At 58.8% G+C, this 25,797-nt stretch carries 16 protein-coding genes and 1 CRISPR repeat array; of the genes, 6 read left to right on the top strand and 10 right to left on the bottom strand.

The features are described 5' to 3' along the window. Positions 1-10 precede the first annotated feature (10 nt). From A3EC_RS0107900 to A3EC_RS0107860, 10 genes are all read right to left on the bottom strand, one after another. Positions 11-1,435, bottom strand: a complete 1,425-nt coding sequence (locus A3EC_RS0107900; RefSeq protein ID WP_018024644.1) for a DNA polymerase IV — start codon at positions 1,433-1,435, stop codon at positions 11-13. Between the two features lie 286 nt (positions 1,436-1,721). After that, a CRISPR array of direct repeats spans positions 1,722-7,806; the repeat unit is 28 nt; unit sequence GGCTCATCCCCGCCTGCGCGGGGAACAC. A gap of 175 nt (positions 7,807-7,981) precedes the next feature. Continuing rightward, positions 7,982-8,329: a type I-E CRISPR-associated endoribonuclease Cas2e gene (cas2e, locus tag A3EC_RS12510; RefSeq protein WP_051061028.1), complete on the bottom strand. Its 348-nt coding sequence runs from the start codon at positions 8,327-8,329 to the stop codon at positions 7,982-7,984. Continuing rightward, entirely contained in the window at positions 8,329-9,219 is an 891-nt protein-coding gene (gene cas1e, locus A3EC_RS0107895) for a type I-E CRISPR-associated endonuclease Cas1e (RefSeq protein ID WP_425386773.1), read from the bottom strand. The genes cas2e and cas1e overlap by 1 nt, the downstream gene beginning before the upstream one ends. A 53-nt stretch (positions 9,220-9,272) precedes the next feature. Then, positions 9,273-9,941, bottom strand: coding sequence for a type I-E CRISPR-associated protein Cas6/Cse3/CasE (cas6e, locus tag A3EC_RS0107890; protein WP_026162319.1), 669 nt, complete (start codon positions 9,939-9,941; stop codon positions 9,273-9,275). After that, positions 9,938-10,645, bottom strand: coding sequence for a type I-E CRISPR-associated protein Cas5/CasD (cas5e, locus tag A3EC_RS0107885; protein WP_018024639.1), 708 nt, complete (start codon positions 10,643-10,645; stop codon positions 9,938-9,940). The genes cas6e and cas5e overlap by 4 nt, the downstream gene beginning before the upstream one ends. A gap of 3 nt (positions 10,646-10,648) precedes the next feature. Further along, the gene (gene cas7e / locus A3EC_RS0107880; RefSeq protein ID WP_018024638.1) at positions 10,649-11,833 is read right to left on the bottom strand and encodes a type I-E CRISPR-associated protein Cas7/Cse4/CasC; all 1,185 of its coding nucleotides are present in this window, start codon (positions 11,831-11,833) and stop codon (positions 10,649-10,651) included. A gap of 14 nt (positions 11,834-11,847) precedes the next feature. Then, a complete protein-coding gene (gene casB, locus A3EC_RS0107875; RefSeq protein ID WP_018024637.1) occupies positions 11,848-12,528 on the bottom strand; it encodes a type I-E CRISPR-associated protein Cse2/CasB in 681 nt (226 codons plus the stop codon). Beyond that, complete coding sequence (gene casA, locus A3EC_RS0107870) at positions 12,525-14,225, bottom strand: type I-E CRISPR-associated protein Cse1/CasA (RefSeq protein WP_026162317.1); 1,701 nt, start codon at positions 14,223-14,225, stop codon at positions 12,525-12,527. The genes casB and casA overlap by 4 nt, the downstream gene beginning before the upstream one ends. Before the next feature lie 232 nt (positions 14,226-14,457). Then, entirely contained in the window at positions 14,458-17,271 is a 2,814-nt protein-coding gene (locus tag A3EC_RS0107865) for a CRISPR-associated helicase/endonuclease Cas3 (RefSeq protein WP_026162316.1), read from the bottom strand. A gap of 200 nt (positions 17,272-17,471) precedes the next feature. Then, a complete protein-coding gene (locus A3EC_RS0107860; RefSeq protein WP_018024634.1) occupies positions 17,472-17,843 on the bottom strand; it encodes a PH domain-containing protein in 372 nt (123 codons plus the stop codon). A 388-nt stretch (positions 17,844-18,231) separates the two neighbouring features. On the opposite strand from A3EC_RS0107860, the gene A3EC_RS0107850 reads away from it, so the two are divergent. The 6 genes from A3EC_RS0107850 (at position 18,232) to A3EC_RS0107825 (ending at position 25,388) form a co-directional block, all read left to right on the top strand. Continuing rightward, a complete protein-coding gene (locus A3EC_RS0107850) occupies positions 18,232-18,762 on the top strand; it encodes an SMI1/KNR4 family protein (protein WP_018024632.1) in 531 nt (176 codons plus the stop codon). Between the two features lie 569 nt (positions 18,763-19,331). Further along, positions 19,332-20,240 carry an excalibur calcium-binding domain-containing protein gene (locus A3EC_RS12955; RefSeq protein WP_018024631.1) on the top strand — a complete coding sequence of 303 codons (909 nt, stop codon included), beginning with the start codon at positions 19,332-19,334 and terminating at the stop codon, positions 20,238-20,240. Between the two features lie 100 nt (positions 20,241-20,340). After that, positions 20,341-20,505: a hypothetical protein gene (locus A3EC_RS12950; protein WP_018024630.1), complete on the top strand. Its 165-nt coding sequence runs from the start codon at positions 20,341-20,343 to the stop codon at positions 20,503-20,505. A 160-nt stretch (positions 20,506-20,665) separates the two neighbouring features. After that, complete coding sequence (locus tag A3EC_RS0107835) at positions 20,666-21,865, top strand: RtcB family protein (RefSeq protein ID WP_051061050.1); 1,200 nt, start codon at positions 20,666-20,668, stop codon at positions 21,863-21,865. A gap of 262 nt (positions 21,866-22,127) precedes the next feature. Continuing rightward, complete coding sequence (locus A3EC_RS0107830) at positions 22,128-23,744, top strand: Re/Si-specific NAD(P)(+) transhydrogenase subunit alpha (protein ID WP_018024628.1); 1,617 nt, start codon at positions 22,128-22,130, stop codon at positions 23,742-23,744. Positions 23,745-23,747: 3 nt separating this feature from the next. Beyond that, complete coding sequence (locus tag A3EC_RS0107825) at positions 23,748-25,388, top strand: NAD(P)(+) transhydrogenase (Re/Si-specific) subunit beta (protein WP_018024627.1); 1,641 nt, start codon at positions 23,748-23,750, stop codon at positions 25,386-25,388. Positions 25,389-25,797: the final 409 nt, after the last annotated feature.

Here is a 25,797-nt window from a genome sequence, read left to right as displayed (position 1 = left end):
CTGAGCTGGTTTAGCCGCGTTCTTCGTCAGTGAGGTCCCAGTCGAGGCTGTCGAGTGGGTCACCGGGCTGAAGCTGCGGGTCGTCAACATCAAAAGTGCGGGTGCGGCCTGGCCCGGTGCTGCGGGTCTCAAACCGCACCGACACCACGCCGTGTCCAGCGCCCTGGATCCAGCCGTGCCCGAATTCCGGATGGACAACGTCTTGGGTTTGGCGCCACTCCCCCGCCCCGCGGCGTTTACGCGCCGTCGGCAGGGCGTCAGCGGTGTCCGGCGCAGCATCGCCGGGCTTAGTGACGGGAGCGTTGAGCACCCCAGTTTCAATATCTTCATCCAGCTCGGTAGCAGCGGAATTAATGTGCAAGCTGGCTAATTCCAAGTCGGGGAACATGGCGCCTTGGCGGGCTTCTTCCAGCCCAGAGAATCCGACTCCGATAAGGCGGACGGGGCCAGTGTCGCGATAGCTAGGTGTGACGCGGCGCGCCGTGGCCAGCAGGACATCAAAATCGTCGGTGGCGTAGGACAGGGTTGCCGAGCGTGTGATTTGCCGGAAGTCCGCCATTTTCACTTTGACGGTGGTGGTGCGGGCGGCCCTTCCGTCGCTAAGCAATCGGCGGTGCGCCTCGGCGGCGGCGCGGCGAACTGCGGCGGTGACCTGCGCGGAGTCGGTGAGGTCTTCGGGGTAGGTGTGTTCGGCGCTGATTTGTTTGCGTTCGGCGCGCTCGTGCACCGGGCGGTCGTCGTGGCCCTGGGCGAGGGCTTGCAGGGTCGGGCCGATGGTGCGGCCGAGGGCGACTTCCACATCGCGCGGGTCCATGGCGGCGAAATCGGCGATGGTGTCGACGCCCATCGCTTTCAGGCGGGTGCCGGAGACCGGGCCGATGCCCCACAGTTCGCGGACCGGCAGCGGGCCGAGCATGGCTTGTTGGTCTTCGTGCGGGATGACGTGGGTGCCGTCGGGTTTGGCCAGGCCGGAGGCGATTTTGGCGAATTGTTTACCGCTGCCGGCGCCGATGGATGATGGTAGGCCGAATTGGTCGCGGATTTCGGCGCGGAGAGTGTTCGCCCAGGCGGTGACGTCATCGGGGGTGGCGCCGCGGAGTTCTTCCGGTTCCATGAACGCTTCGTCGATGGAGAGCTGTTCGATGACGGGGACGCGGGCGCGGATGTGCGCGAAGACGCGACGGGAGGCGGCGCGGTAGACGCGGTGACGTCCGGCGACTACGACCCCGTTCCATGGCAGCAGCGCTTTGGCCTGCGACATTGGTTGAGCGGAATGGCAGCCGAAGACGCGGGCTTCATAGGAGGCGCCGGCAACGACGCCGCGGCCGGTGGTGCCGCCGACGAGGACGGGGCGACCGCGGAGGGTGGGCCGGGTGAGCTGTTCGACGGACGCGAAGAAGGCGTCCATGTCGATATGAAGAACCCAGCGCTGCATAGGTGCGAGTTTAGCAGGTGTGTTCGAAAATGCTTATTTTGCAGCTGAGGTGAAGCTTTGGCTGTTGGGTGTGTGGCGAGCAAATTGACGGTAATTTTCTTAGCTGCGCGCAGGCGATCTCGTGCTTCCTAGACCTAGGCGAAGCGCTGAACCGAATGGGCGTGAATAGTGCAGCTACCACCCCTACGTAGCTGCATATTGAGAATCAAATCGAGGCCGCAAAACGACGGATTCTCGGGATCGCAAAAGAATAGTGGGCGGGCAACCTTGGAGCAATGGGACATCGGGCTCATCCCCGCCTACGCGGGGAACACTCCTTTCAAGGGTGAGTGTTCGGGTTGCCGGTGGGGCTCGTCCCCGCCTGCGCGGGGAACACTCACCCTCGGAAACGCCCAGGAACTTCGCCAAGGGCTCATCCCCGCCTGCGCGGGGAACACGGGGCAGTTCGATGACGCTGAACATGTGGTGCCGGCTCATCCCCGCCTGCGCGGGGAACACGGCAATCATCTTGTCTAGCTGTTCGGGTTCGAGGGCTCATCCCCGCCTGCGCGGGGAACACTCGCACGCGCGAAAGCTCCTCGCCCTTCGGATGCTGGCTCATCCCCGCCTGCGCGGGGAACACCCGTAGACGGACAAACTCGACTTCCCGCATGTCGGCTCATCCCCGCCTGCGCGGGGAACACCAGATGATGTGTGGCGCGGGGTGACTAAAACGGGGCTCATCCCCGCCTGCGCGGGGAACACACCAGGTTGATGCGGCGCAGATTATGGCGCAGCGGCTCATCCCCGCCTGCGCGGGGAACACGGCCGTGAAGAGCAGCGTTGGCAGCAAGCATTGGGCTCATCCCCGCCTGCGCGGGGAACACGCAAGGTCATCATCACCAGCGACCATATGACCGGGCTCATCCCCGCCTGCGCGGGGAACACTGGGCAATTACTGTCGCAGCTTGTGCTGGACGGGGCTCATCCCCGCCTGCGCGGGGAACACTGGAAAACATTCTGGGCGGCGCTATCGTCGCCCGGCTCATCCCCGCCTGCGCGGGGAACACCAGCAGACGAAGATGGATCTGACGGTGATGACGGGCTCATCCCCGCCTGCGCGGGGAACACTCAAAAGCGCCCTTCATGCCGTTCCACAGACCGGGCTCATCCCCGCCTGCGCGGGGAACACATCTGGTCTGGAGTCATCGACGCCATGGCGGCGGGCTCATCCCCGCCTGCGCGGGGAACACCGGGGGTTCCTTCCGGTTCGGGGTTCATGTCAGGGCTCATCCCCGCCTGCGCGGGGAACACAGACACATACACCGGCCCCAATTCCCCTAGCGCGGCTCATCCCCGCCTGCGCGGGGAACACGCGAGGTGCGCGACCGCAAGCATATTCCGGAGGGGCTCATCCCCGCCTGCGCGGGGAACACTCATCAAGACATGGGCAGCGAGATTCGACGGAAGGCTCATCCCCGCCTGCGCGGGGAACACCAGGCGGCTTCTGTAGCTGGTGTCCATGATGGGGGGCTCATCCCCGCCTGCGCGGGGAACACTGGTGTCGCAGGCGGTGCTTGTCGGTGAGAACGGGCTCATCCCCGCCTGCGCGGGGAACACAAAAGTAATGCAAACTCAGCTCAATGCAGCCGGGGCTCATCCCCGCCTGCGCGGGGAACACACCTTCCAGACCGCCGAGGAGGCATTTTCATGAGGCTCATCCCCGCCTGCGCGGGGAACACAGCCGCATACAGCGGGCGCGCAGGGCGCGAAGGGGCTCATCCCCGCCTGCGCGGGGAACACAGTATGACCTTCGTCACACGCATACACTACAGCGGCTCATCCCCGCCTGCGCGGGGAACACGGCTCCATGAGCTTCGGGCTTGCTGCCGTCGGCGGCTCATCCCCGCCTGCGCGGGGAACACTGCCTTGTTTGGCATTCCTTAGTCCTCATCTTCCGGCTCATCCCCGCCTGCGCGGGGAACACCAAAAATAAAATGACATCTAGCATTTTTGCTCCGGCTCATCCCCGCCTGCGCGGGGAACACGACCATGTCAACTTTCACTCCCTGCGCCACCACGGCTCATCCCCGCCTGCGCGGGGAACACACGAGCCCCTAGATGGGTGATGATGCCGAGCAGGGCTCATCCCCGCCTGCGCGGGGAACACGATGCCACAATCTACGACCTGTTGTCCGGTTTGGGCTCATCCCCGCCTGCGCGGGGAACACAAGGTTTCACGGAATGGGTATTCTGCCCACTGCGGCTCATCCCCGCCTGCGCGGGGAACACGTGCCGGTTCACAGACTGCTGCGTCGCCCACAAGGCTCATCCCCGCCTGCGCGGGGAACACCTCAAAGCCGACGACGGCAAATGGTACGCGGCGGGCTCATCCCCGCCTGCGCGGGGAACACTCCTCGATGGAGGGGAAGGCGGATAAATCGCAGGGCTCATCCCCGCCTGCGCGGGGAACACCGCACAGACACTCTGACTGGTGATTTTGTGGACGGCTCATCCCCGCCTGCGCGGGGAACACCTTGAGACAAGGTAGAGCCAGTCAAATAGTCCGGGCTCATCCCCGCCTGCGCGGGGAACACGCGGATGGTTCCGATGTCACCTGCCGCTGCGCCGGCTCATCCCCGCCTGCGCGGGGAACACGAAATCGTGAGGGTTAGCGGCTCTAGGTACGAGGGCTCATCCCCGCCTGCGCGGGGAACACAAAATTCTTGCTCCCTCGGGCAACGGGAATTGGGGCTCATCCCCGCCTGCGCGGGGAACACCCCCGCATCCGCTCCGCTGACCGCCTGGCACTCCGGCTCATCCCCGCCTGCGCGGGGAACACTGCGCTGCAGGCTCCACCACTTCGCGAGCCCACGGCTCATCCCCGCCTGCGCGGGGAACACCAGTAGTGGGACTGGTTTCTGTGTGGGGTGCACGGCTCATCCCCGCCTGCGCGGGGAACACGCAGAACACGCACTGTTTAAAGCACGCGCCGTGGGCTCATCCCCGCCTGCGCGGGGAACACCCGAGCCCCGAAGAGCTCGCCGCGCCAATCTGGGGCTCATCCCCGCCTGCGCGGGGAACACTTCGTCGCATCCTGGATTACCGAGCAGCTGCTGGGCTCATCCCCGCCTGCGCGGGGAACACCCGAGCCCCGAAGAGCTCGCCGCGCCAATCTGGGGCTCATCCCCGCCTGCGCGGGGAACACTTCGTCGCATCCTGGATTACCGAGCAGCTGCTGGGCTCATCCCCGCCTGCGCGGGGAACACCCGACCGACTGCGGCCCCAGCGAGCGGGAGTAGGGCTCATCCCCGCCTGCGCGGGGAACACCCAAGCCCCGAGGAGCTCGCCGCGCCAATCTGGGGCTCATCCCCGCCTGCGCGGGGAACACTGCCACGCCGTCGACTAGTGACAGGTTCTGACCGGCTCATCCCCGCCTGCGCGGGGAACACAGTGCCGTGGCAGCGGCAGCAATGGCAATGATGGGCTCATCCCCGCCTGCGCGGGGAACACAAAAATGCGCCGTTGACCACAATGCGTGGCTTGGGCTCATCCCCGCCTGCGCGGGGAACACGCCATCACTGCCCGCTCTGTCACATCAGGTAGCGGCTCATCCCCGCCTGCGCGGGGAACACCTGAACACCAACACCCACCTGGAAGCCGTGCAGGGCTCATCCCCGCCTGCGCGGGGAACACACAAGCTTGCCGCCAAGTGGCTCCACAACCTGGGGCTCATCCCCGCCTGCGCGGGGAACACGACGTGCGCCACGTCTGGTGGGCAGACTCGGGCGGCTCATCCCCGCCTGCGCGGGGAACACAACATCGAGGAAAGAAATCAGAGGGACGTGGCCGGCTCATCCCCGCCTGCGCGGGGAACACATGTCGCCGATGATGACGACTATTTGCTGATTGGGCTCATCCCCGCCTGCGCGGGGAACACTCGGTGGCCATCACTAACGCGGTGGCGAACCACGGCTCATCCCCGCCTGCGCGGGGAACACCCAAGTCCACCCATCTTCGGGTCATTCCAATTCGGCTCATCCCCGCCTGCGCGGGGAACACGACCTGTCGACGTTTTCCCGCTTCTTCGACACGGGCTCATCCCCGCCTGCGCGGGGAACACCCCATACAGCAGCGGAATTACACGGCCAGTGGCGGCTCATCCCCGCCTGCGCGGGGAACACTCAAAGTCGAAACGTGGTACGCCGGAAGGCGCGGGCTCATCCCCGCCTGCGCGGGGAACACTAGCTGCCACATCTCACCCGTGTCTAGCAGGCGGGCTCATCCCCGCCTGCGCGGGGAACACGCTGTCTCCGTCTGCCCAGTAGTCGCCGGTGGGGGCTCATCCCCGCCTGCGCGGGGAACACTTACGGGCACCAGTGTGTCTATGGCCGACGCCGCGGCTCATCCCCGCCTGCGCGGGGAACACCGGACTCTGGCACCAATGTCGGCTTGCCCTCTGGGGCTCATCCCCGCCTGCGCGGGGAACACGGTCTGCTGGCTGGATTCGGAAGTAGGTCATTGGGCTCATCCCCGCCTGCGCGGGGAACACGGAGTCGGTGCTGCCGGCTGCGCGGCAGGTTTCGGCTCATCCCCGCCTGCGCGGGGAACACACCCCCGTATCTTCCACACGGCAAGCTATGAACGGCTCATCCCCGCCTGCGCGGGGAACACACAGAACTGACCTTCGCTTTAGCCACGTCAGACGGCTCATCCCCGCCTGCGCGGGGAACACGCCCTCACGTCGGCAAGAATCTCTTCGAGCCGCGGCTCATCCCCGCCTGCGCGGGGAACACTACAGTCTGAACGTCCAGCGAATCCGGTCGCGCGGCTCATCCCCGCCTGCGCGGGGAACACGGGCAAAATCCGAAATTCTGTCGGCTCGATTAGGGCTCATCCCCGCCTGCGCGGGGAACACGGCGTTGGCCTGCATCTGCAGGTTCTGCAGGGCTGGCTCATCCCCGCCTGCGCGGGGAACACCGATTCAGTGCACGCCGGTCGAGTGTCGCTAGGGGCTCATCCCCGCCTGCGCGGGGAACACTTATTTTTGACTGCCACCGTTCTGGTAATCGCCGGCTCATCCCCGCCTGCGCGGGGAACACGGCTGATACCACCACAATCTGAGGCGTTCGCCCGGCTCATCCCCGCCTGCGCGGGGAACACCGGCAAGGGCTTGCGTTTGCCACGTTTGCCGCGGGCTCATCCCCGCCTGCGCGGGGAACACTGTCGCGGTCGCCTTAATCCGTTCGAGCTGCAGGGCTCATCCCCGCCTGCGCGGGGAACACACGCCGATGACCGCGCCGTCCTTGCCCACGCCCGGCTCATCCCCGCCTGCGCGGGGAACACGTGGAGATTGGCGCGGACGCGTTCTTCGATTTCGGCTCATCCCCGCCTGCGCGGGGAACACCCCGCCATGTCGAAGCGTGCGTCGAGAACTGTGGGCTCATCCCCGCCTGCGCGGGGAACACGAGGCGCACTACCGGCGCGACGTGATGGCCGAGGGCTCATCCCCGCCTGCGCGGGGAACACAGGGTCTGCTCAATGCGGCGCATCATCTCAAGGGGCTCATCCCCGCCTGCGCGGGGAACACTCGACCGCGATAACCGCAAATCAAAAAAGGCCACACAGGCCGGGCTCATCCCCGCCTGCGCGGGGAACACCAGCCTTGGCATACAGCATCTGCTGCGGAATCGGGCTCATCCCCGCCTGCGCGGGGAACACTTGCTCACGGTGCCACATGTCATTGATAGTCAGGGCTCATCCCCGCCTGCGCGGGGAACACGCCAGCGCATAAGAGCCGCCGGAGCCGGTCAAGGGCTCATCCCCGCCTGCGCGGGGAACACTATCTTTCGAATGCAGTCGCGCCGCAGCCCGCCGGCTCATCCCCGCCTGCGCGGGGAACACGGCGTCGACGGTCAGCTCTTCAATGCCGGCAGCGGCTCATCCCCGCCTGCGCGGGGAACACACACAGTTCGGCGGCTCGCAGGCGCGCGACGTGGGCTCATCCCCGCCTGCGCGGGGAACACGCAATCTAGACCGGCATCAAACGGGTGGGAGCGGGCTCATCCCCGCCTGCGCGGGGAACACTTGGACCGAAACAGGTAAGCGTTCAACTCTCTAGGCTCATCCCCGCCTGCGCGGGGAACACCCACTGGACCGATGAGCTCTCCATCCTGGATAGGGCTCATCCCCGCCTGCGCGGGGAACACGATGTAGTTGTTGAACCCATGTTTGCGGGCTTCGGCTCATCCCCGCCTGCGCGGGGAACACTTCGGCAATGCTTCCCTCATCTCCCTCTGTTCCGGCTCATCCCCGCCTGCGCGGGGAACACGCAGGTGCCTAATGCAAGTGCCTATCATGCTTGGGCTCATCCCCGCCTGCGCGGGGAACACACTTGCTGAAGTGCAAGTTTGTATGCCGAGCTCCACTAGATCATTTAACTTGGGTGAACAGTCAATTTCAAGTCCCAAGAGGGCGCGGGGTCGAATGAGACTTCAGGGATCTAGCATCACGTGAATGAGCGGAAATCTCCCACTTGATATCAGTCTCGTTGAGGCATCCGCCCCATCATTTCCGGTTCCGACGCAAATGTCTTGCAGTCGACCATCCAGTTCTGCGGGGGTACGCCCGGCCGCTGCTAGCGCGAACAGGTCGAATGATTAGTGACAGTCCATCAAAATCCGCCGGTTCCCAGCTATGGCGATGCGTTCGAAATTCCATCCCTTGCTCATTGGCAGCCGAGTAGACTAGTAGCGCCCGCCCGTCTTTGCAAAGCTCGATGGTTCTTTCCCACAGCAAGTCTCGGATTCGAGCACTGGGGTTTCCGACAAAAACACCCGGAGCAATTTCCATCAGCCACTTGGTCAAATCACCCCGCAACCCTTCGGGTACTGCGGTCACGTTCAAGACAATCATCAAAACACACTGTCTTTCGTGTCCCAGTTCACTCCAGCGGCAATTACTTCAAGTTCGTTCCAAAGATAGAGTTCAACATCTGAATAAGAGTCTTCTGTTGGAATCTCCATCAATGCTTGAAGATCATGGACCATACGTTGCATGAGGCGAGCAGTAACGACTTTGTCCCGCACTCTTTTCCTCACGTTCAGTTCGTCATCTGGGGAGACTGCAGCTACCGCTTCAAACGCTGCTGGAACCGAGATCTCTGCTTTATACAGGTCTGCAATGTCGTAAACGAAGGCTCGGTCAGTGCCTGTGTGCACGATGCCTAATGCTGGGATAAAGCCCAAGCCCACAATCACTGCATGAGCAATTCCGTAAAGTGCGGCAGATGCCTCGGTTAATGCCCTGTTAATAGGATCTCCCGAATCAAAGTCATTCGGGTCATAGGAACGTCGGTTCCATTCGACTCCAGTACGTTCGGCTTCCGCAGCGTAAAGCCGCTTCATTCGTGCTCCTTCCCGTCCCCGAAGCTGGGCCATTGTGAGTTGGGAAACTTCTTCCCCAGGAAACCGCATACTGTACATCGCCCGCGCACAGCGCAGTCGAGATCGTTGATTCCCCCAAATCCGAGCATGCGCTTCGGCAAAGCGCGAAGTTTTTGCTGCGGGACGCCCATGTGCGTAATAACGCACGCCTTTTTCACCGACCCAAACGGCGGAGGTTCCAGCATCACCCAACAACGCCATAGCCGCGTAGGTGACTTTTGTTCCGGGCCCAAGGAGGATCACTGCCAACTGGGTGGCTGGCACGTGTGCAACGCCCCGAGAATCATGAATAGTTAGTGCGTTTCCATCACGATTCACCACGGCTCGTTCAATATAGAGGAACGACAGTCGGTCTTCCATCCTCGATAGAAGCAGCCGATCGAGTGGCGTTGCACTTGGTTTGTCCGCCATAGCTATTGCTCACCACGAGCTAGTGTCAAAAGGCCGCAGCCATATCCTTTTGCCCTGCCGACCCCTCCGGTTAGCGTCGTTCGCAGCTCGTCCACGTTAACCACTTCAAGGGTTCCCTCGTATCGAACGGTAACAAGGTGAACTCGTGCCCCCTTAGTCCCGTCCGGCCGATATTTGCTGAATTCGAGGGTCTTTCGTTCGACAACTTGAGCAGTACTGTTTTCGATTTCCTGAAAGCTCACCCCCATTGCTTCAGCTTTTCTGTGCAGCCATTTAATTTGTTCTGCCGCGCTGAGATGCGCAACAACTTTGCCACGCTGTTCGCGTCCCCGGTTAAGCGTTTTTGTTGGGTTTGCGGTAAGAGCAAAATTCCATTTCTGGCCTTTTCGCAATTGCGAAAGAAACCGATTGTAGTCTGCAGTCTGTTGTGGACGCACTTCCCACCCTGCTTCGTCAACGATATGTGTCGCAGTCGGCTTTTCAGGGCCAACAATGTACAGGATGTGGTCATGTTCCCGTTTGTCCAACCGCCATAAGATTCTTTGGCCGGTTTGGTCAATGTCATCTGGGAAAGAATACCGAACTGCCGCATGAAGTGCATGTGGGTTGGTCAGATATTTCCGCCCCTGCCGACGCGCCGGGTTGATAAGTATTTTGGTGAATGTCGTCATGAAGATATCACCGTTTCAAAAAACGGGTCCCGGTTAGTGCCGAGATCATTTTGTATAGTTTTCGATCCAGCGTTCACTACAGTTCGCCAACCGTATTTGCGGTGTTCTTGGGCAAAAGACAACGGCACATCTTGCCGGGGAACACCAACCTCACCCGGTTTGCCGTCCCGATAAATTGGCAGCTCAACGTGACGGGACCGTTCCTTTTTGTGTGTCAGTGTCGCATGCCATATATCGTGTTCGCGGAGTGCCTCGACTACTGGTTTATCAATAATCCCTAAGTCCAGGTTTGGTGGCACAGGGCAAGAACGCCGCCCCAGAAACAGCGGATATGCGGGATGTTTCAGTTGTTCTTGTAGTCCTTCAAGCAATCCGCGGTCTTCGGAACCGATTGCCGCAACAAAAGCTGCATCGGACAGAAAATTCCGAGTCACTAGATGTGCTGCGGCATTTGGGTTCTTCTGCCATGGCTGCGCTGTTTGGTAGTCGCTCAAAAGAGAACCAGATTGGTCGACACGAACCGCGAAATCAAGTTGCACCAGGTCTTCAATAGGATCGGTGCGTTGACGTCCTTGGGCGGCGGCAAGCATCCCAATGACACCTGATTTACTTGGTGTGTTGCCAGTTGCCCGAGTGGTGTAGCGCGATTCGTCACCCCACGACTGCAATGGCCCTTTGAGCAGCAGTAGAAGTGAATGAGCCATGAGCTACTCCGATTCCTTCATGGTCAATGCCGCGATGAGCTTGGCGGATAATTCCAGCTTATTGACGGCTTCAGCCAAACCCTGGAACTTTTCGCCAAGCCCACCGGTCGCCATGATGAATCCCGCCAATGGTTTCATTCCATAGACTTCTTCCACATCGCGTTCTTCTCGAGCTAGAGCCTCTGCTGCTGCACGTCGGCGGCTTCCAGATTCCACTTCAATCGCCTCTTCGAAGGCATTGACTAGTGACACCGAGCGGGTGTCTCGCACTGCAATATACACCAGTTCCGGCAGGGTGTTATTCGCGAAAGTGTTTTGCTTACCAGTCGGCATCGATTCGATGAACGCAGAGAGGAAATTAGCTGTCGATTCATATGCAAGTTCCCTGTTGCCAAGATTTTCCGCTAGTGCTTCGACGTTGACAGTTGCAAAGCGGTACAGAGTCGAAGACATCATCTGAGTAGTGCCAATCATGGCGGCCCCAGTTTCATCATTGTCCTCTACAACATCGTCTACGGCGGTGTAATAGTCGAATTCAGGCTGCGATTCATGAACGCCAATAGCGTGTGCAACTTGAACCGAAGCATCAATGTTGTAGGCAGGAACGTCCGCAAGCATTCGGCCAAACATTGCCATGTCAATCGCATGTTCGGTATCTAGTATTTCTTTGGCCTGCGCTTTAGTGAACTTGCTTCCTTTGTCATCGCCAGCGGCCTTCAGAGCGGCCTTTTCGGCGATACCTCGTGCAGCACGTTCGATCTGGTGTGGGCTTAGGAAGAGCAACGCTCCGGTTGTGGGATACTTGGAGCTTTCATCTGCGTCTTCGCTTTGAGCCTCCTGGCCCTTTTTTGGTTTCTCTGGAGGTGCCAAGTTGATGCCATCTTTGGCACCAGTGACTTTGAACAATTGCCTGAGAATTTCAATTGCTCCTGCCTCGTCGATTTCTGGCGCAATTTCGAGAGTTTTCTTGATGATTGCTTCCGGAAGCCGCCGTGATCGGAAACCGACGGTGTCTTCACCGACCTGTGTTTCGAAGTACTGTCGGATTGCTCGCTTCCATGATTGGGAAGAAACACGTTGACGTGGAACACCACCGAAAATCGCAGTTTTTGGCGATCCAGTGTCATCCCGATTAATCAGGCTAGGTGGGACGGTGTGCAGTGCGTGGATATCTACGACGAGGGACATGGTTGTGACCTTTCTTAGTTGCTTTCAGGTGTTGACGTAGCACTATTGTTTGTGGTGCGGCCCATGAAGTAGCCGTTGGCGAAGTCTCGCCCCCACCTCAACTGCACGCCAGATCGCTTTCTTGGATCCGCAAGGGCACGGAGGTCTTGAGCTAGGAGTCCGTAGTCAAGACCAATATCTTGCCCGCGTAACAAAGTGATGAGTGACCGAATATGAACGAGCCGAGATTTTTCATTACCGGCCAGCAGCATTGCGTCAATACGTGGTTTGATTGAGTCAGAAATTTCCAGCGAATGGAGCTTCCCGCAAGCTGCAGCAAAGCTGGTTCCGGGAATGTGCTGGGGTGATGTCGCCGACTGCATATGGATGCCAAATAGCGTTAGCGCTACGAATGCAGCATATTCTGAGTCAGTCGGATCATCGCCTTTTCCGGCTAGTTTGTTCGCAAACTCCCCATCCATAACGAACAACGCGTTCGCCAAGGCGAGTGCGTCGCCAGTGATGTCTAAGCTGGCATGGCGCCGCAGTTCCGCGAGCGCGGCGCGCGCGGAATGGTGTTCGCGAGAATTGGGGTCGCAAAAGTAGTTATTTTGTAGTCGGTGGCAAGTCGCACCTACCGCATTTCTCAATAGGTCTGGAGTGAAATGCCGTTTGTCATTGACACCATGTTCGGCATCACTAGCTGCATCAATCATTCTTTCCCTTCTTTCCTTTCACCTTCATTGGCCTTATCTCGTTGTTTTGCGGTCAAAGGAAGCACTTTGTCCAACGAACGCTGCAGCAGCTGGTAATAGCTTGCGGCAGATACGAATTGGCTATTGGAGTTTTCCCCACCTGACTCAAGGGTCCTGCCAACGAAGGACTTTGGCCCAGCCCCGCGTAGGAGAATTCGGGCATGTTCATCAATGAGTTGCCGGGCGGTTTGTTGCCATTGCTCAATGAACGGTTTTGTTAATTCATGTTCCGCTCTAGCAGCACTCACCGGCAGCGCCGCTAATGATTCGAGCCACGTATTGAATTGTGGTTCTAGCTCTGCCAGTGCACGGTCGGTAGGCTCCGGCCGAAATAGGTAATCATCTCCCGCAGCAACCAGCAGGTTGCCAGCAAACTGCCCCAGCGACACTGCACCTTTTGTCGTTTGAGCAGCAGCATCCCGAACCACAGCACGAAGCGGCGCTGACTGCCTCATCAGCAAAATAGTGGGCATATTCATCTGCGCAGCGAAAGTCGTCGCCACTGAGGATGCCTGGTTTCCGTACTCCACCGAAACGAGGTCGATGTTCAGCACTTGAGGAATGCCGTCGACTTCGTCGGAAAGATTAGCCAAGTTATCTAAGTTCATGGGACGCTTTGGCGCCTTCTCTTTCCCGCTAAAGCCACCATCGGTCTCCGCAACAATGAGCGGTTCCAGAGCCTTCCACATTGTCCGCTGAGTATCGTACGGTCGCGGGTAATAAACAGTGCGCCCCTTCTTCGATTTATTGGCTGAGTAGCGGTACGGAGTCATGGGATCATCCAAAACGTTGGCGCCAGCCTCCGGAATTTTGTCTCCATTTCCCAGCACAACGCCGGTTACCCGACCTTCATTTACATGGAGTCGAATCCTGCGTGATTGCCAAGTTGCCAGGTCGGCCGGCCCTTGTGGGCCTGGTGGTTCACCAACAGCTGCGCGCGAATCAGACCCATCTGGAGTTCGTTCCCACACAGGTCGGTCGCCCGGATTAATCAGGGCGTCGATAGTGGTGTTAAGGACGAGGGTATCCAGTAGGGTATCGCCTACAACCACGGTTCCACCGGTCATCCCTGTCCACCCAGTGCCAATTGGGTAACCTTTTCCACCTTTGACCCTAGAGTCGCCAACGAGCCCACTTTTAATACCGGAATAGTCGAACGCTTGGGCGTAGATGAGCCAGCGCGCTGCTTCTGCAAACTCAAGCGTATCCCGCGGCTGACCGGCACGCATGGAGAAGTAATCCTCTTGTGCCTCCGGGACAATTGTTGTGATGTGTTTAACTTCCCCGGACTTCACGTGCAATCCCGGCACCTGCATGAATGGCGTCGGGGAATCGATAAGCTCGAAGCGATCCTCGTACTCCGCAAGGTATTGAAGGACAGCTTCGTCGCGCCCAGTCGTTTGAAGCCGCTTCCGTGTCCGCTCAAACCAGTCACTGAAACTAAACGTCCTACCGGCACGAACCTTGCTCTCTGGCGCATGCGCTCGCCAGAAGATTGCCAGCAATAGACGCAGGATTGCGTAGTTCTGTGCTGGGGAATCACCTTGGATTGCCATGGCGCTCACGTCGCCAGAAAAGAGCTGTCGAATCCCCACCAATCGTTGGTGCCCGTCGGTATCAACCACCAGTATCCAAGGATCGTCTACTAGCGAAAACAATCGCTCCTCCTACCGTTTTGTTTTGTAGCTAACACAACCTTACCACCCCGCTTCCTCAAACAATTAGGAGTTAGCTCACGGTTGTCTAGGTTCTCTTTCGACAATGATTGAGCCAATGCCTGTGGTTTTGCTCAGAGCACTCATTGAATTTAGGCTGAACTCATCCCTGCGATGGCTGGGATGAGCCTTCCTATTTGTTGGAGCTACCACCTTCCCCGCGCTGGCGGGGTTTTTATTTAGCTTCAACGCGCAACCCACTTTCTGCGTCGTAGCTCAGCGCGAACCGGCCTAGCTGGGCTCTAGCATCGTCGTCGAATCGCAGCGCAACTTGGCCCCGCAGCATTCCGGACTTCGTCCATTCCTCAGGAGTTTGTTGTTCAAGCTCGTCGATTACTGTGTCAAAATCAGATTCTCGGCGGGTCAGGCGAGTTGGCAACCGCAGAGTGTTCGCGGCTAGCTGGTGTTCTGCTTGCTTCGAGACTTCACTTCCATTGAGAATCTCCAAGCCGCCACCTAGTGGGATGTAGCCGTAGTCGGTGTTTTGCAGCGCGATTACTTCAACGGAAAACTCTGCATCACGAACCTGCGCGTTACCCTGTTCTTCCCCACCGATAGTTTCGGAATTTTCATGCAGCTGCGCAAACAAGCTACTCAAGTGCTCGGCGTGAGTCGGGCTCGGCATCCGATAACTTTGTGCCCGCAATTCGGCGCTTGAGCGTTTCGCGAAATCTTCGCTGCACGCAGTCTCCCACGCATCCCGCCATTCAGTAGGAATATCAGGTTCTGCTGTATAAACCTTCCGCACCAAATCAGCGACGTCTTTTGGCCGACAAAAACTCTGCGGCAGATGCGCCATCGTCGACAGCAGAAGCTTCTCCCCGTAGATGGCTGCAGCACCGCCATCGAATTCCGGCACAGTACCGATAGCTTTAATCGCACGCAGCAGAATCTGCGGATGGTTCAGTTGCGTCGGCCGGTCTGACTCCGGCCGGTCATGCCGGTGCACACGTCCGGCACGTTGAATAATCAAATCGATGGGCGCTAGATCTGTGACCAGCAAATCAGCGTCAATATCCAGACTTTGCTCAGCAACTTGAGTTGCAACCACAATACGTCTCCATGGCCGGTCGTGGCCTCGGCGAGCTTTCGGCCCTAGCTCTTCCCGAAGGAGATCCTCCTTTTCACTGCGATGCGCAGCGATAAACGCCGAATGGTGCAGCTCCACCTCTTCTGGGAAATGGCACTTCAAATCATGAAAAGCTTCTTGGGAGCGTGCAATGGTATTGCAAATAACCAGCGCAACTCCGCCGTCTGTCAGTTTCGCTTTCAGTGTTGTTGCCAGCTCCGCCAATGAGTCGTCAATTATCGTCACAGCGACCTGTTGGTTTACTGGGCGCTGTTGCACTTCAACAGGCCGCACTCCGTCAGTATCTACAATGCTGACCAGCGGGTAGGAGGTGGAATCGAGAGCTTCAACAGCGGTTTCGGCGTCGTCAATCAGCTGGCAAGCATATGCTTGTGCCAGCCGCTTTCTTTGTGCTGGTGGCAATGTCGCTGACATCAAAATCACGTTGACGCCATACCGTGCGAGCCATTCAAGGGTGCAGTAAAGATATTGCGACATGTAGGCGTCATAAGCATGCACTTCATCGATAATGACAACTTTGCCTGCCAAACCGACGTGCCGAAGCATTGAATGTCTAGCTTGCAGAGCCATCATTAGGACTTGGTCAACCGTGCCGACAACAAAGTCCGAAAGCACACCAGTTTTCCGTCCAGACAGCCAGGACGCAGCGATCACAGATCCACTGTTTTGCCGCGGTGAATCGTCGCCGCTGTTTTCCTCCGGCAAGTCTTCGCCAATTCCCTGAAACCGCATTTTCTGGAACGGCTTTGACAACCGGTTTTTCGAATGCGCCAAAAACATGGAGACCACTTCCCCAGCTTCCGAACTTTTGCTCGCCCAGTTAGCAGTCCGGTCAAATAACCCATTGGCGGTGGACATTGTCGGTGCTGCAAAAAACACTCCCTGCGCACCACTTTTCTGACTCAACACATGCGCTGCGGCTAGACCAGCTTCAGTTTTCCCCTCACCAGTGGGAGCTTCAATGATCATCAAAGTTGGGCCTACCGATTTACGCGATAGCTCTACCGCAGTCCGCTGCACCGGGCGCAGTTGGTATTCTGATGGCCAGCCAAAAGTACGCTGAAAGAGTTCCTCGTCATCTGATGGAATCTCTACTGGAGACCATGGTCGCGGCAGACCGATATATGCAATTGCCTGCGCCAAACGAGCGCGCTGAGGAATTAGTGGCGTGTAAGGGAACGCGTTTTCATTTGACGCAATCCAGTCGGCCATAATGACTAGCCCAGTCATGAGCTGAAGCGCATCTGCAACTGGAACGTCCGCATCACCGATCGCGTCTAACACTGGCTCGATGTTGGTGAGCTCCGCCATGGCATCGATAAGCTCGGTGACAAGATCATCGAATGGGTTAAGTCGCCCAGAAATCGCGTCACTGAAGTTTCGCAAAACTACTGCATTGGACGTAAACCCATGGTGCGCATCGACCACTGCCGACAGTGCCACTCGACGTCTAGCGTTCACACCATGGTCCGCCAGCCAATTCCGCAGTAGTAGCGCTGACGCCATGCCGTGCGAAAACTGCCTATCCGGTCCTTCCCCTTGCGGCCATTCCAGACTCAATCCGGCATCCTCGATTGGGCCAAGCAATCGTCTTGCATCAGGTCGGCGCTCCACCAGGCGTTGGAAGGTAACCGTCGCTTTCCCAACATCGTGAGTGCCGGCAAGGAAGCAGAACAACGTACGTACTTGTTCTGCGCTTAAATCCCAGCTGCTACTCAATGAGGTTTTGAGGGAATCCGATACCCAGTTCGCCCATAGCCATTCAGCTACACATGCAGTATCGATTAAATGTTGTGGCAAACAGAGGTAGCCATCTTCATTACCAGATTTCGCCCACAGTGAAAGCGACTGCACACTTCGATTCCGCATCCAGTCATCAGCGTTATCCACGATAAGCATACGACTTCCCTTCCTGACCTCAGCTCAGGATGGCCCACAGGTAACCGCCATCAGAGACCCAATTACTTGGGCATCTTTATGGATACTACGCACTTCAGACAGCTTAAGTCAGCTAATGAACACATGATCGAATTCGCTGAAACACGCATATTTTCCCATGGCGGCTATGTGGGCTCGCCACAAGGCACTAGCTGGGTTATTTACTCACTCAGCACACAGTTCGCAATCAGCATGTCTAGGCGGCGGATATCAATCTGCTTGCCCACAGAAATCTTCACATGCCCCGCCTTGGTCCACAGTTCCAGCTCGGCATTGAAGTCCAGGAATTTACCGGCATTCTCAGACGACCACATGGTGATGGACGAATACGGCAGCGAATAGACCTCCACCTTCTTGCCGCTCAGACCCTGCGCATCGCGCACAATTAGCCGCTTATTCGTGAACACGGCGGAATCCCGGAACGTCTTGTACGCCGCAAACGGCTGCTCCCCCGGCACCATCAATTCGACCACATCATTCGGGATGGGTACTTCCTGCAGGAATGTCCAAGCTGCAATCGGTGCGAGTTCCATGGTGGCCTTTCACTGCTAAACAATAAGTGCTTCAAGTTTACGTCAGTTCAGGCGGACGTATTGTTATCTGTCCGTGCCGGAGAATAATCCAAAGGAGCTCGGTCGCACGAAGTACCCACAACGTTTCACAACACCACTTTGTCCTCTATTACACGGCTGCCGCTCTACGCTGGTCGTTGTTCAGAAAGCATTAGAAGACATTGCGGGATGGTCCGTCATTCGCGGGCACCATTAGCAAGAACACTCCCTGCGGATCTTTCCGATCAAAAATGCTGAGCCTCGTCACCGGCTTCCAGCTCAAGTCGTCTAAGCCGAGCACCGTCCAAACGTTCAGATTCACAGTGACCAGAATCTGACGCCCCCTCATCTGTGCCGTACTTTCAATGCCATGAGCTATATCAACACCATCTGGCAGGCAATTGAAACGTGGTACGACAAGCAAGGTGCGGCCGAAGTGCTATGGCCCGGCGCGACGGAAGCGGATATCGCCCGTCTGGAAAGTGAGCTGGGCGTGCAGATTTCAGAAGACCTACGGGTTTCTCTGCTACGTCACAACGGCAGCGCGGATGATGCCTGGCCCGAAGGTGAGCTGTTAAGCGTTGACCAGATTCTCGCTAATACGAGTCAGTTGCGCTCAAATGTCGCTGCGGGAGATTTCAACAATGACCATCTCGGCGACCCACAGCTGCTACCCCATTACTGGGCCGACGGCTGGATTTGCATTAGCCGCGACGGAGCAGGAAATAGCAGCGCCGTCGACATGACACCGGGGGACGAAGGCACCACCGGACAAGTACTGGACATGGACCATGAAGTTGGGCCGTCGTATCTTTACCGCAGTTATGGTGACTGGTTACAGGCACAGTATGAGCTTCTCATCGATGCCAAGTGGACGGGTGACTACCTAGAGATCACGTGAGAATTCCACCTAACCACTGGTCAAACAGTTGCTTTTGGGGGTAGGCGGGGCTACACCATCTTAAGCCTGCAATGGTGCTACTGGGGTGCAAGTGACACAATGATGCCGTTGATACCACGGAACAGTGTCCTTGAGTTCAAAGGCTTTACATGAAAACTTCATCGGTTGGCACTCGCAAGGCTCTAGCTCAGCGGCCGCCAGATTCGCTTCAGTTGCCTGGATGGTCAGCTATTCAGGCGGTGACGGCAGCACTGCTTTGAGACCCACCGTAGTCGCAGCCACTTCAGCAGTCACCGTCACTAGAGAGGTAGACAAACCCAATGGTGGCGTCTGCTGCATTCAAAAGCCAGCGCTAAATCCTTTTCCGCTGGCTCAACGCTATCTACCGATTCGACGAGCTTCACCACTGCGACTGCAAGCATCAATCCAACCGTCGGATTAGAAAATGACACGCGCCCAACGGCCTAAATGAATCCCAAGTCGACCACGCGGGAGCCGCCACCAACGTCGGCAACACGGCTTTGATGCGACTTGTGCATAGAGTCGCGGCTTGTAAATAGGAGAGCACTATGTTGAACAACCTGAGTTTCGGTATGCCGCGCATCGGCAAACTGATTTTGTCGATTATTGGCTTGGTCATTGCGGCTGGCTTGGCCATTGAAGCTTTGGGGAGCATCGGCAGCCCCAAAGAGCTTCTCGGCAGCCTACTGCTCGCTGCAGCGTTTGCCTTGCCATCTGGGTTTTGGCTGTACTACGAGCGCGCTGACCGACGAAGCGTCACGACATCCCAGCCCCCAGTAAAACGCCGGTGGGGACGCATTGTCGCCGCGACTGTAGCCAGCTTCCTTGTTGGTGCTGGAACCCTGCCAACGCCAGAAACTTCAACAGCCCCTACTCCGGCAGCGAACACGGAGAATTCCACTTCCCAAAAGCAGGAAACAGACAAGACCGCTTCGAGTGAAAAATCAGAGAAGGAACACTCCTCTGACGCACCTGCGGCGGCGATGTTCCAGAACTGCCAAGAAGCGGAGGACGCTGGCAAGACGCCACTGAAGCGTGGCGAAAAAGGGTACAACCCGAAGCTGGATCGTGACGGTGACGGTGTCGCCTGCGACAGTGAAAAAACTACTACCTCAACTACGTCCACAAGCAGCACTACCAGCACCTCAACGACAGCAGCCAACAAGCCACCGAAACCATCAACAACCCGCACTTCCACCCCAGTAAAAGAAGCGGACACCCAGCCGCAAGGACTAGTCGGGAACCAAAACAAGCCAACAACCCGAGTACAGGAATCAGCGCCGGCCCCAGCACCACAGCCAGCGCCAGCACCACAGCCAGCGCCAGCGCCGCAGTCAACTTACTACGCAAATTGCGATGCGGTTCGGGCTGCTGGCGCAGCGCCACTCTACGCTGGCCAACCGGGCTACAGTCGCAAGCTTGACCGTGACGGCGACGGCGTCGCTTGCGAGAAATAGCTGCGTCAAAAAGCAATGCCTCGGCACAAAAGGAGCCAGACAGCTAAACGTCACCAGAAGTCATGGTTGCCAGGTAGCAGCAAGTGTGCTTATCTGATGCATGGCCTACAACAACGCCACCGAATCCACGAAGGGAGAAGCCATGTCGAAGTATCAGCGCGTTGCAAATCTGCGAGATAAGCAAGCTGACCTGCAATTTCCGGCTTCCCACTTTTCGGTGCGCACTGCCGCCTACCCACGCCCACGCAAGGGCGAACAGGCTTAAGCACAGGCCAAACCAAGTAACGCTTTAACCGGCGCGAACCGTCACCGATAATGGTGGCAGTCGCGCCGGTTTTTTCATGCCCGGGCACTGGACACCGCCCACCCGGGCCCAATCCAAGAAAGGACTCATCATGTCTGCCTCGCGCCGCCGAAAAGCGGCCATGAATCTGCGGCCAAACTACACGCGCCGCAAGTTCAACGACACCCCAAAAATCGAAGTGTTCGCCTCCGAAATTGAACAGGGCGTCCTCGACCAAGCCGGCACCCTCGCCGCCATGCCTTTCGTGCACCCGCACGTTGCACTCATGCCGGACGCACACATCGGCATGGGCTCCTCCGTCGGCACCGTCTTCGGCACCGTCGGCGCCGTCATCCCCGCGGCTGTCGGCGTGGATATTGGCTGCGGCATGATTGCACTACAGACCCAATTCACCACCGCTGACCTCGCCGAACGCGACCTGACCAAGCTGCGTGACCTGGTGGAGGCCACCATTCCGCTCTCCCCTGGCAACTACAACCAGTGGGTCATGGAAGGCACCGCCGACGCCCGCACCCGCGAGCTTGCACAGTTGGCCGAGGACACCGGCGTGGACCTCGACCACTCGCCGAAATGGCGGCAGCAGCTCGGTTCCCTCGGCGGCGGCAACCACTTCATCGAACTGTGTTTGGATGAAGCCGACCGCGTCTGGCTGTTCCTGCACTCCGGGTCGCGTGGTGTCGGCAATAAGATTGCGCAGAAGCACATCTTTGCAGCTCGGGAACAGTGTGCGAAGCACTGGGTTCGCCTGCCACACAAGGACCTGGCGTACCTGACCGAAGGCACCGACGAGTTCGATTCTTACCTCGCCGACCTCAAATGGGCGCAGCGGTTCGCCTGGCTGAACCGCGAAGAGATGCTCGACCGCTTCGCGCGCTGCGTCACCGAATTCATGGGCACCGAAGTCGAAGAGGCACAGCGGATTAACTGCCACCACAACTACACCGTCGTCGAAAAGCACTATGGGCAGGATGTATGGCTGACGCGCAAGGGTGCGGTTCGCGCTGATGAAGGCACCCCGGCGTTGATTCCGGGTTCCATGGGCACGGCTTCCTACGTGGTGGAGGGGTTGGGTTATGCGCCTGCGCTACGGTCGGCGCCACACGGGGCTGGTCGACGCTACTCCCGCACGAAGGCGCGTGAACTTTTCGACGTCGCGGACCTTGATGCGCGGATGGAGGGCATTGTGTACCGGCCGGGTGAGGCATGGGTCGATGAGATTCCGGATGCCTACAAGGACATTGACCAAGTGATGGCTGATGCCGCGCGACTGGTCACGGTGAAGCACAAACTGCGCCAAGTATTGAATGTGAAGGGCACATAGTTTCCACACTTTCCTGTGGTGCAGCTCACAAACCCCGTATTAAATGCGGGGTTATTTTAATGCCCTCTACCACTAGCAATGGCGTTTTCGCACGCGCCACTTTTGTCAAACTCTTCCTTTACAGATTTTTTGCACATTTAATGAACACACCGAGTCGGACAACCAGCACCCACCACCCACGCTGGACACACATCGAAACACCACCCTCCCCCAATTTGGGTAACCCCTGCACCCAAACTCGCCAGACACTCAGGAGTCCATCGTGCGAATCGGAATTCCCCGTCAAACGGACCCCCGCCAACCACTCGTCGCCGCCACCCCCGATACCGTCGAAAAGCTCATCAAACTGGGCTACGACGTATCCGTAGAATCCGGCGCCGGCACCCAGTCCGCCTACCCAGACGAGCTGTATCTCGCCGCAGGTGCGCGCATCGCAGGCGACGACGTCTGGCAGTCCGACATCATCGCCACCCTCGACACCCCATCGGCTGCCGCCCGCAGTCGGATGCGCCCCGGCGCCACCCTCATCGCCCGGATGGCACCGGCCCGCAACCCAGAACTCATCCAAGAGCTTGCCGACGCAAACCTCACCGCCCTCGCCATGGACGCCGTCCCGCGCCTGAGCCGCGCACAATCCATGGACGTGCTGTCTTCGATGGCAAACATCGCTGGCTACCGCGCTGTTGTTGAGGCAGCTAACGCCTTCGGTCGCCTGTTCACCGGACAGGTCACCGCCGCCGGTAAAGTCCCGCCCACCAATGTGTACGTCATCGGTGCTGGTGTCGGTGGCCTAGCCGCTATCGGTACCGCCGGCTCGATGGGCGCCATTGTGCGTGCCACGGACCTGCGTCCGGAAGCCGGTGAACAGGTCGAGTCGATGGGTGCGGAATTCATTCCGATCCCAGTTGCGGCGGAAAAGTCTGATGACGGCTACGCCAAAGAAATGTCGCAGTCGCAGGCCGAAGCCGCTGCGCAGCTCTACTCGGAGCAGGCCGCTGTCGCCGACATTGTGATTACCACCGCGAATATCCCAGGCCGGAAGTCCCCGCTGCTGCTGACTGCAGCTGATGTGGAACGGATGAAGCCAGGTAGCGTCATTGTCGATATGGCAGCCGCGAACGGCGGTAACTGTGAGCTCACCGTCCCTGGTGAAGTGACCGTCACGCCTGGTGGCGTCACCATTATCGGCTACACGGACCTAGCTGGACGCCTGCCAGGCCAAGCATCACAGCTGTACGGACAGAACATTGTCAACCTGTTCAAGCTGATGACGCCGAACAAGGATGGCCAGCCAACCCTGGACCTGGAAGACGAAATCATCCGTGGCATCACCGTCACCCAGGCCGATACCGGCGCCGCAGCAGGCGCAGCGGCGGGCGCCGCCACCGGCAAGGCTGCGATCCTGTGGCCACCACCGCCGGTGAAAGTGTCCGCGACTCCGGCGGCCGCGAAGCAGGAACAGCTCGCCGCGCAAGCCGCTGCTGAGGAACCAGAGAAAGTGGCGTTCATGGGTGGCAAACGCGCCGGGGTCGCCCTCGGTGTCACGATTGCCGTCGGGGTCACGTTAATGCTGCTCTCCCCGTCGTCAATAAGCACAAACTACATGGTGCTCACGCTCGCGATTGTCCTTGGGTTTTACGTCATTTCCGCGGTCACGCCGAGGCTGCATACGCCACTGATGTCGGAGACGAATGCGATTTCCGGCATTGTGCTCATCGGCGCGATTCTGGTCGTGAGCTCGACAAACATTGTTATTAGTTCGCTGGCGTTCCTCGCGATTGTCCTGTCCTCCATCAACATTTTCGGTGGCTTCGCTATCACCGACCGGATGCTCGGCATGTTCGTCAAGGACAGCCCGGCACTGAAGAAAGCAGCCTAAGCCATGACTACCTCAACTGAAATCCTCCTGACCTGGACAAACCAACTAGCAACCGTCGGCTACATCGGAGCGGCGCTGCTCTTCATCCTCGCGCTGTCGGGCCTGTCGAAACCGGAAACCGCCCGGCGCGGTAACGCCCTTGGCATTACTGGCATGGCCATCGCCATCATGGTCGCCGTTGCGCAGGCCATGGTGACCGCCGCGGTGGACTCCACCGGCGACCACCTCAACCCGCTGGTGACGCTGCTGCTGATCGGACTGGCGATGGCGCTGGGTGCAGGCATCGGCGTGTGGCGCGCCAAGTCCGTTGAAATGACTGGTCTGCCGCAGCTCATCGCCTACTTCAACGGCTTCGTTGGTCTGGCCGCAGTGTTCATTGGCTTCAATTCCTTCCTCGATAAGCCGGAGCTGGGCCGCGCCGCCGAAATGTTCCACCTGGGTGAAGTGTTCTTGGGCGTGTTCATCGGTGGTGTCACCTTCACCGGTTCGGTGGTTGCTGGTCTGAAGCTGGCCGCGAAAATTAAGGGCGCTCCGGTGCTGCTGCCGGGCCGCAACGTGCTGAACCTGGGTGTGCTGCTGGTGTCCCTGGGACTGATGGTCGCGTTCATTGTGGCAGGTCAAGGCTCCCTGGCGTGGACTGCGCTGGGCGTGATGACGGCGCTATCCCTCTTCCTTGGCTGGCACCTCGTTATTGCCATCGGTGGCGGTGACATGCCGGTTGTCGTGTCCATTATGAACTCCTACTCCGGTTGGGCCGCGGCGTTCACTGGTCTGATGCTGGGCAACCAGCTACTGATTATTACCGGCGCGCTGGTTGGCTCTTCGGGCGCGTACCTGTCGTACATCATGTGCGTGTCCATGAACCGCAGCTTCCTCAACGTGCTACTCGGTGGTTTTGGTACCGACGGCGGCGTGGTCGCAGCTGACGGTGAAGTGGGCACCCACACTGAAGTTACCGCGTCGGAGACCGCTGAACTGCTAAAACAGGCCCGCACCGTGATGATCACACCAGGCTACGGCATGGCCGTGTCGCAGGCACAGTACCCAGTCGCCGAACTGACCCGGGCGCTGCGGGCGGCCGGCAAGGAAGTCACCTTCGGCATCCACCCTGTGGCGGGGCGTCTTCCAGGGCATATGAACGTGCTGCTGGCTGAGGCGAAGGTGCCGTATGACTTGGTGCTGGAGATGGATGAAGTCAACGATGATTTCGCTGACATTGATGTGGTGCTGGTGATTGGCGCGAATGACACTGTGAACCCGATTGCGCAGCAGCCGGGCTCGCCGATTGCGGGTATGCCGGTACTGAAGGTGTGGGAAGCTGAGCGCGTGGTCGTGTTCAAGCGGTCGATGGGCTCCGGTTACGCCGGGGTGCAAAACCCACTGTTCTTCAACGACAACACCGACATGCTGCTTGGCGACGCAAAGACCTCCGTCGAAGCCATTACAGCTGACCTGAAAGCTGCTGGCGTAGGTGCTGGCGCTGGGACGGCTGGGGCTGGCGCTGGGACGGCTGGGGCTGGGGCTTCGGGCGCGGCGCGGTCCGGCGGTGGCGCTGGTGCTTCGGGGGCGGGTGCCGGTGCCGGTGCCGCTTCGAAGTCGAAGACCGGAGGTCCGCGTGTGAAAGAACCGGCAGAACTGCGCTAACGGTGGGCTCGCTCATGGCGAGCTGCTGGCGGCGGCTGGGTCGGCGAAAGTCGACGCCGCCGAAGCGGCACTTCCCCGCGTGTTTGCCACTTCCCGCGCATCATTTTCCGAACTATCCAAGCAAGTTTGCAGCGAGGTTGCGTTTTAGCGAACGCGCCTCGCTGCTTGCTTTTGTTAGTGAATCCGGAATTCGGAGCACTTCTAACCAGAAGTACGGCCCTATCCATCAACAAGCAATGTTCTAACAGTTACCAACACAATTTTCTATACCCACTCTCTACCTGCGGGTTTACCCTCCCACAAACACCCTATAGCCAACACATTCGAACAGGCGTGCCATCTACCCCAACAGCCGTCCGGTCGATGCACTACAGTCAAACACGCAAGCGAAAACGGGGGAAGTTAGCTG

Origin of the sequence: Corynebacterium ulceribovis DSM 45146 (genome assembly GCF_000372445.1) — a bacterium.
GTDB lineage: Bacteria > Actinomycetota > Actinomycetes > Mycobacteriales > Mycobacteriaceae > Corynebacterium > Corynebacterium ulceribovis.
The sequence above is the reverse complement of the archived record's forward strand: the minus strand, read 5'-3'. Positions and strand labels throughout refer to the sequence as shown.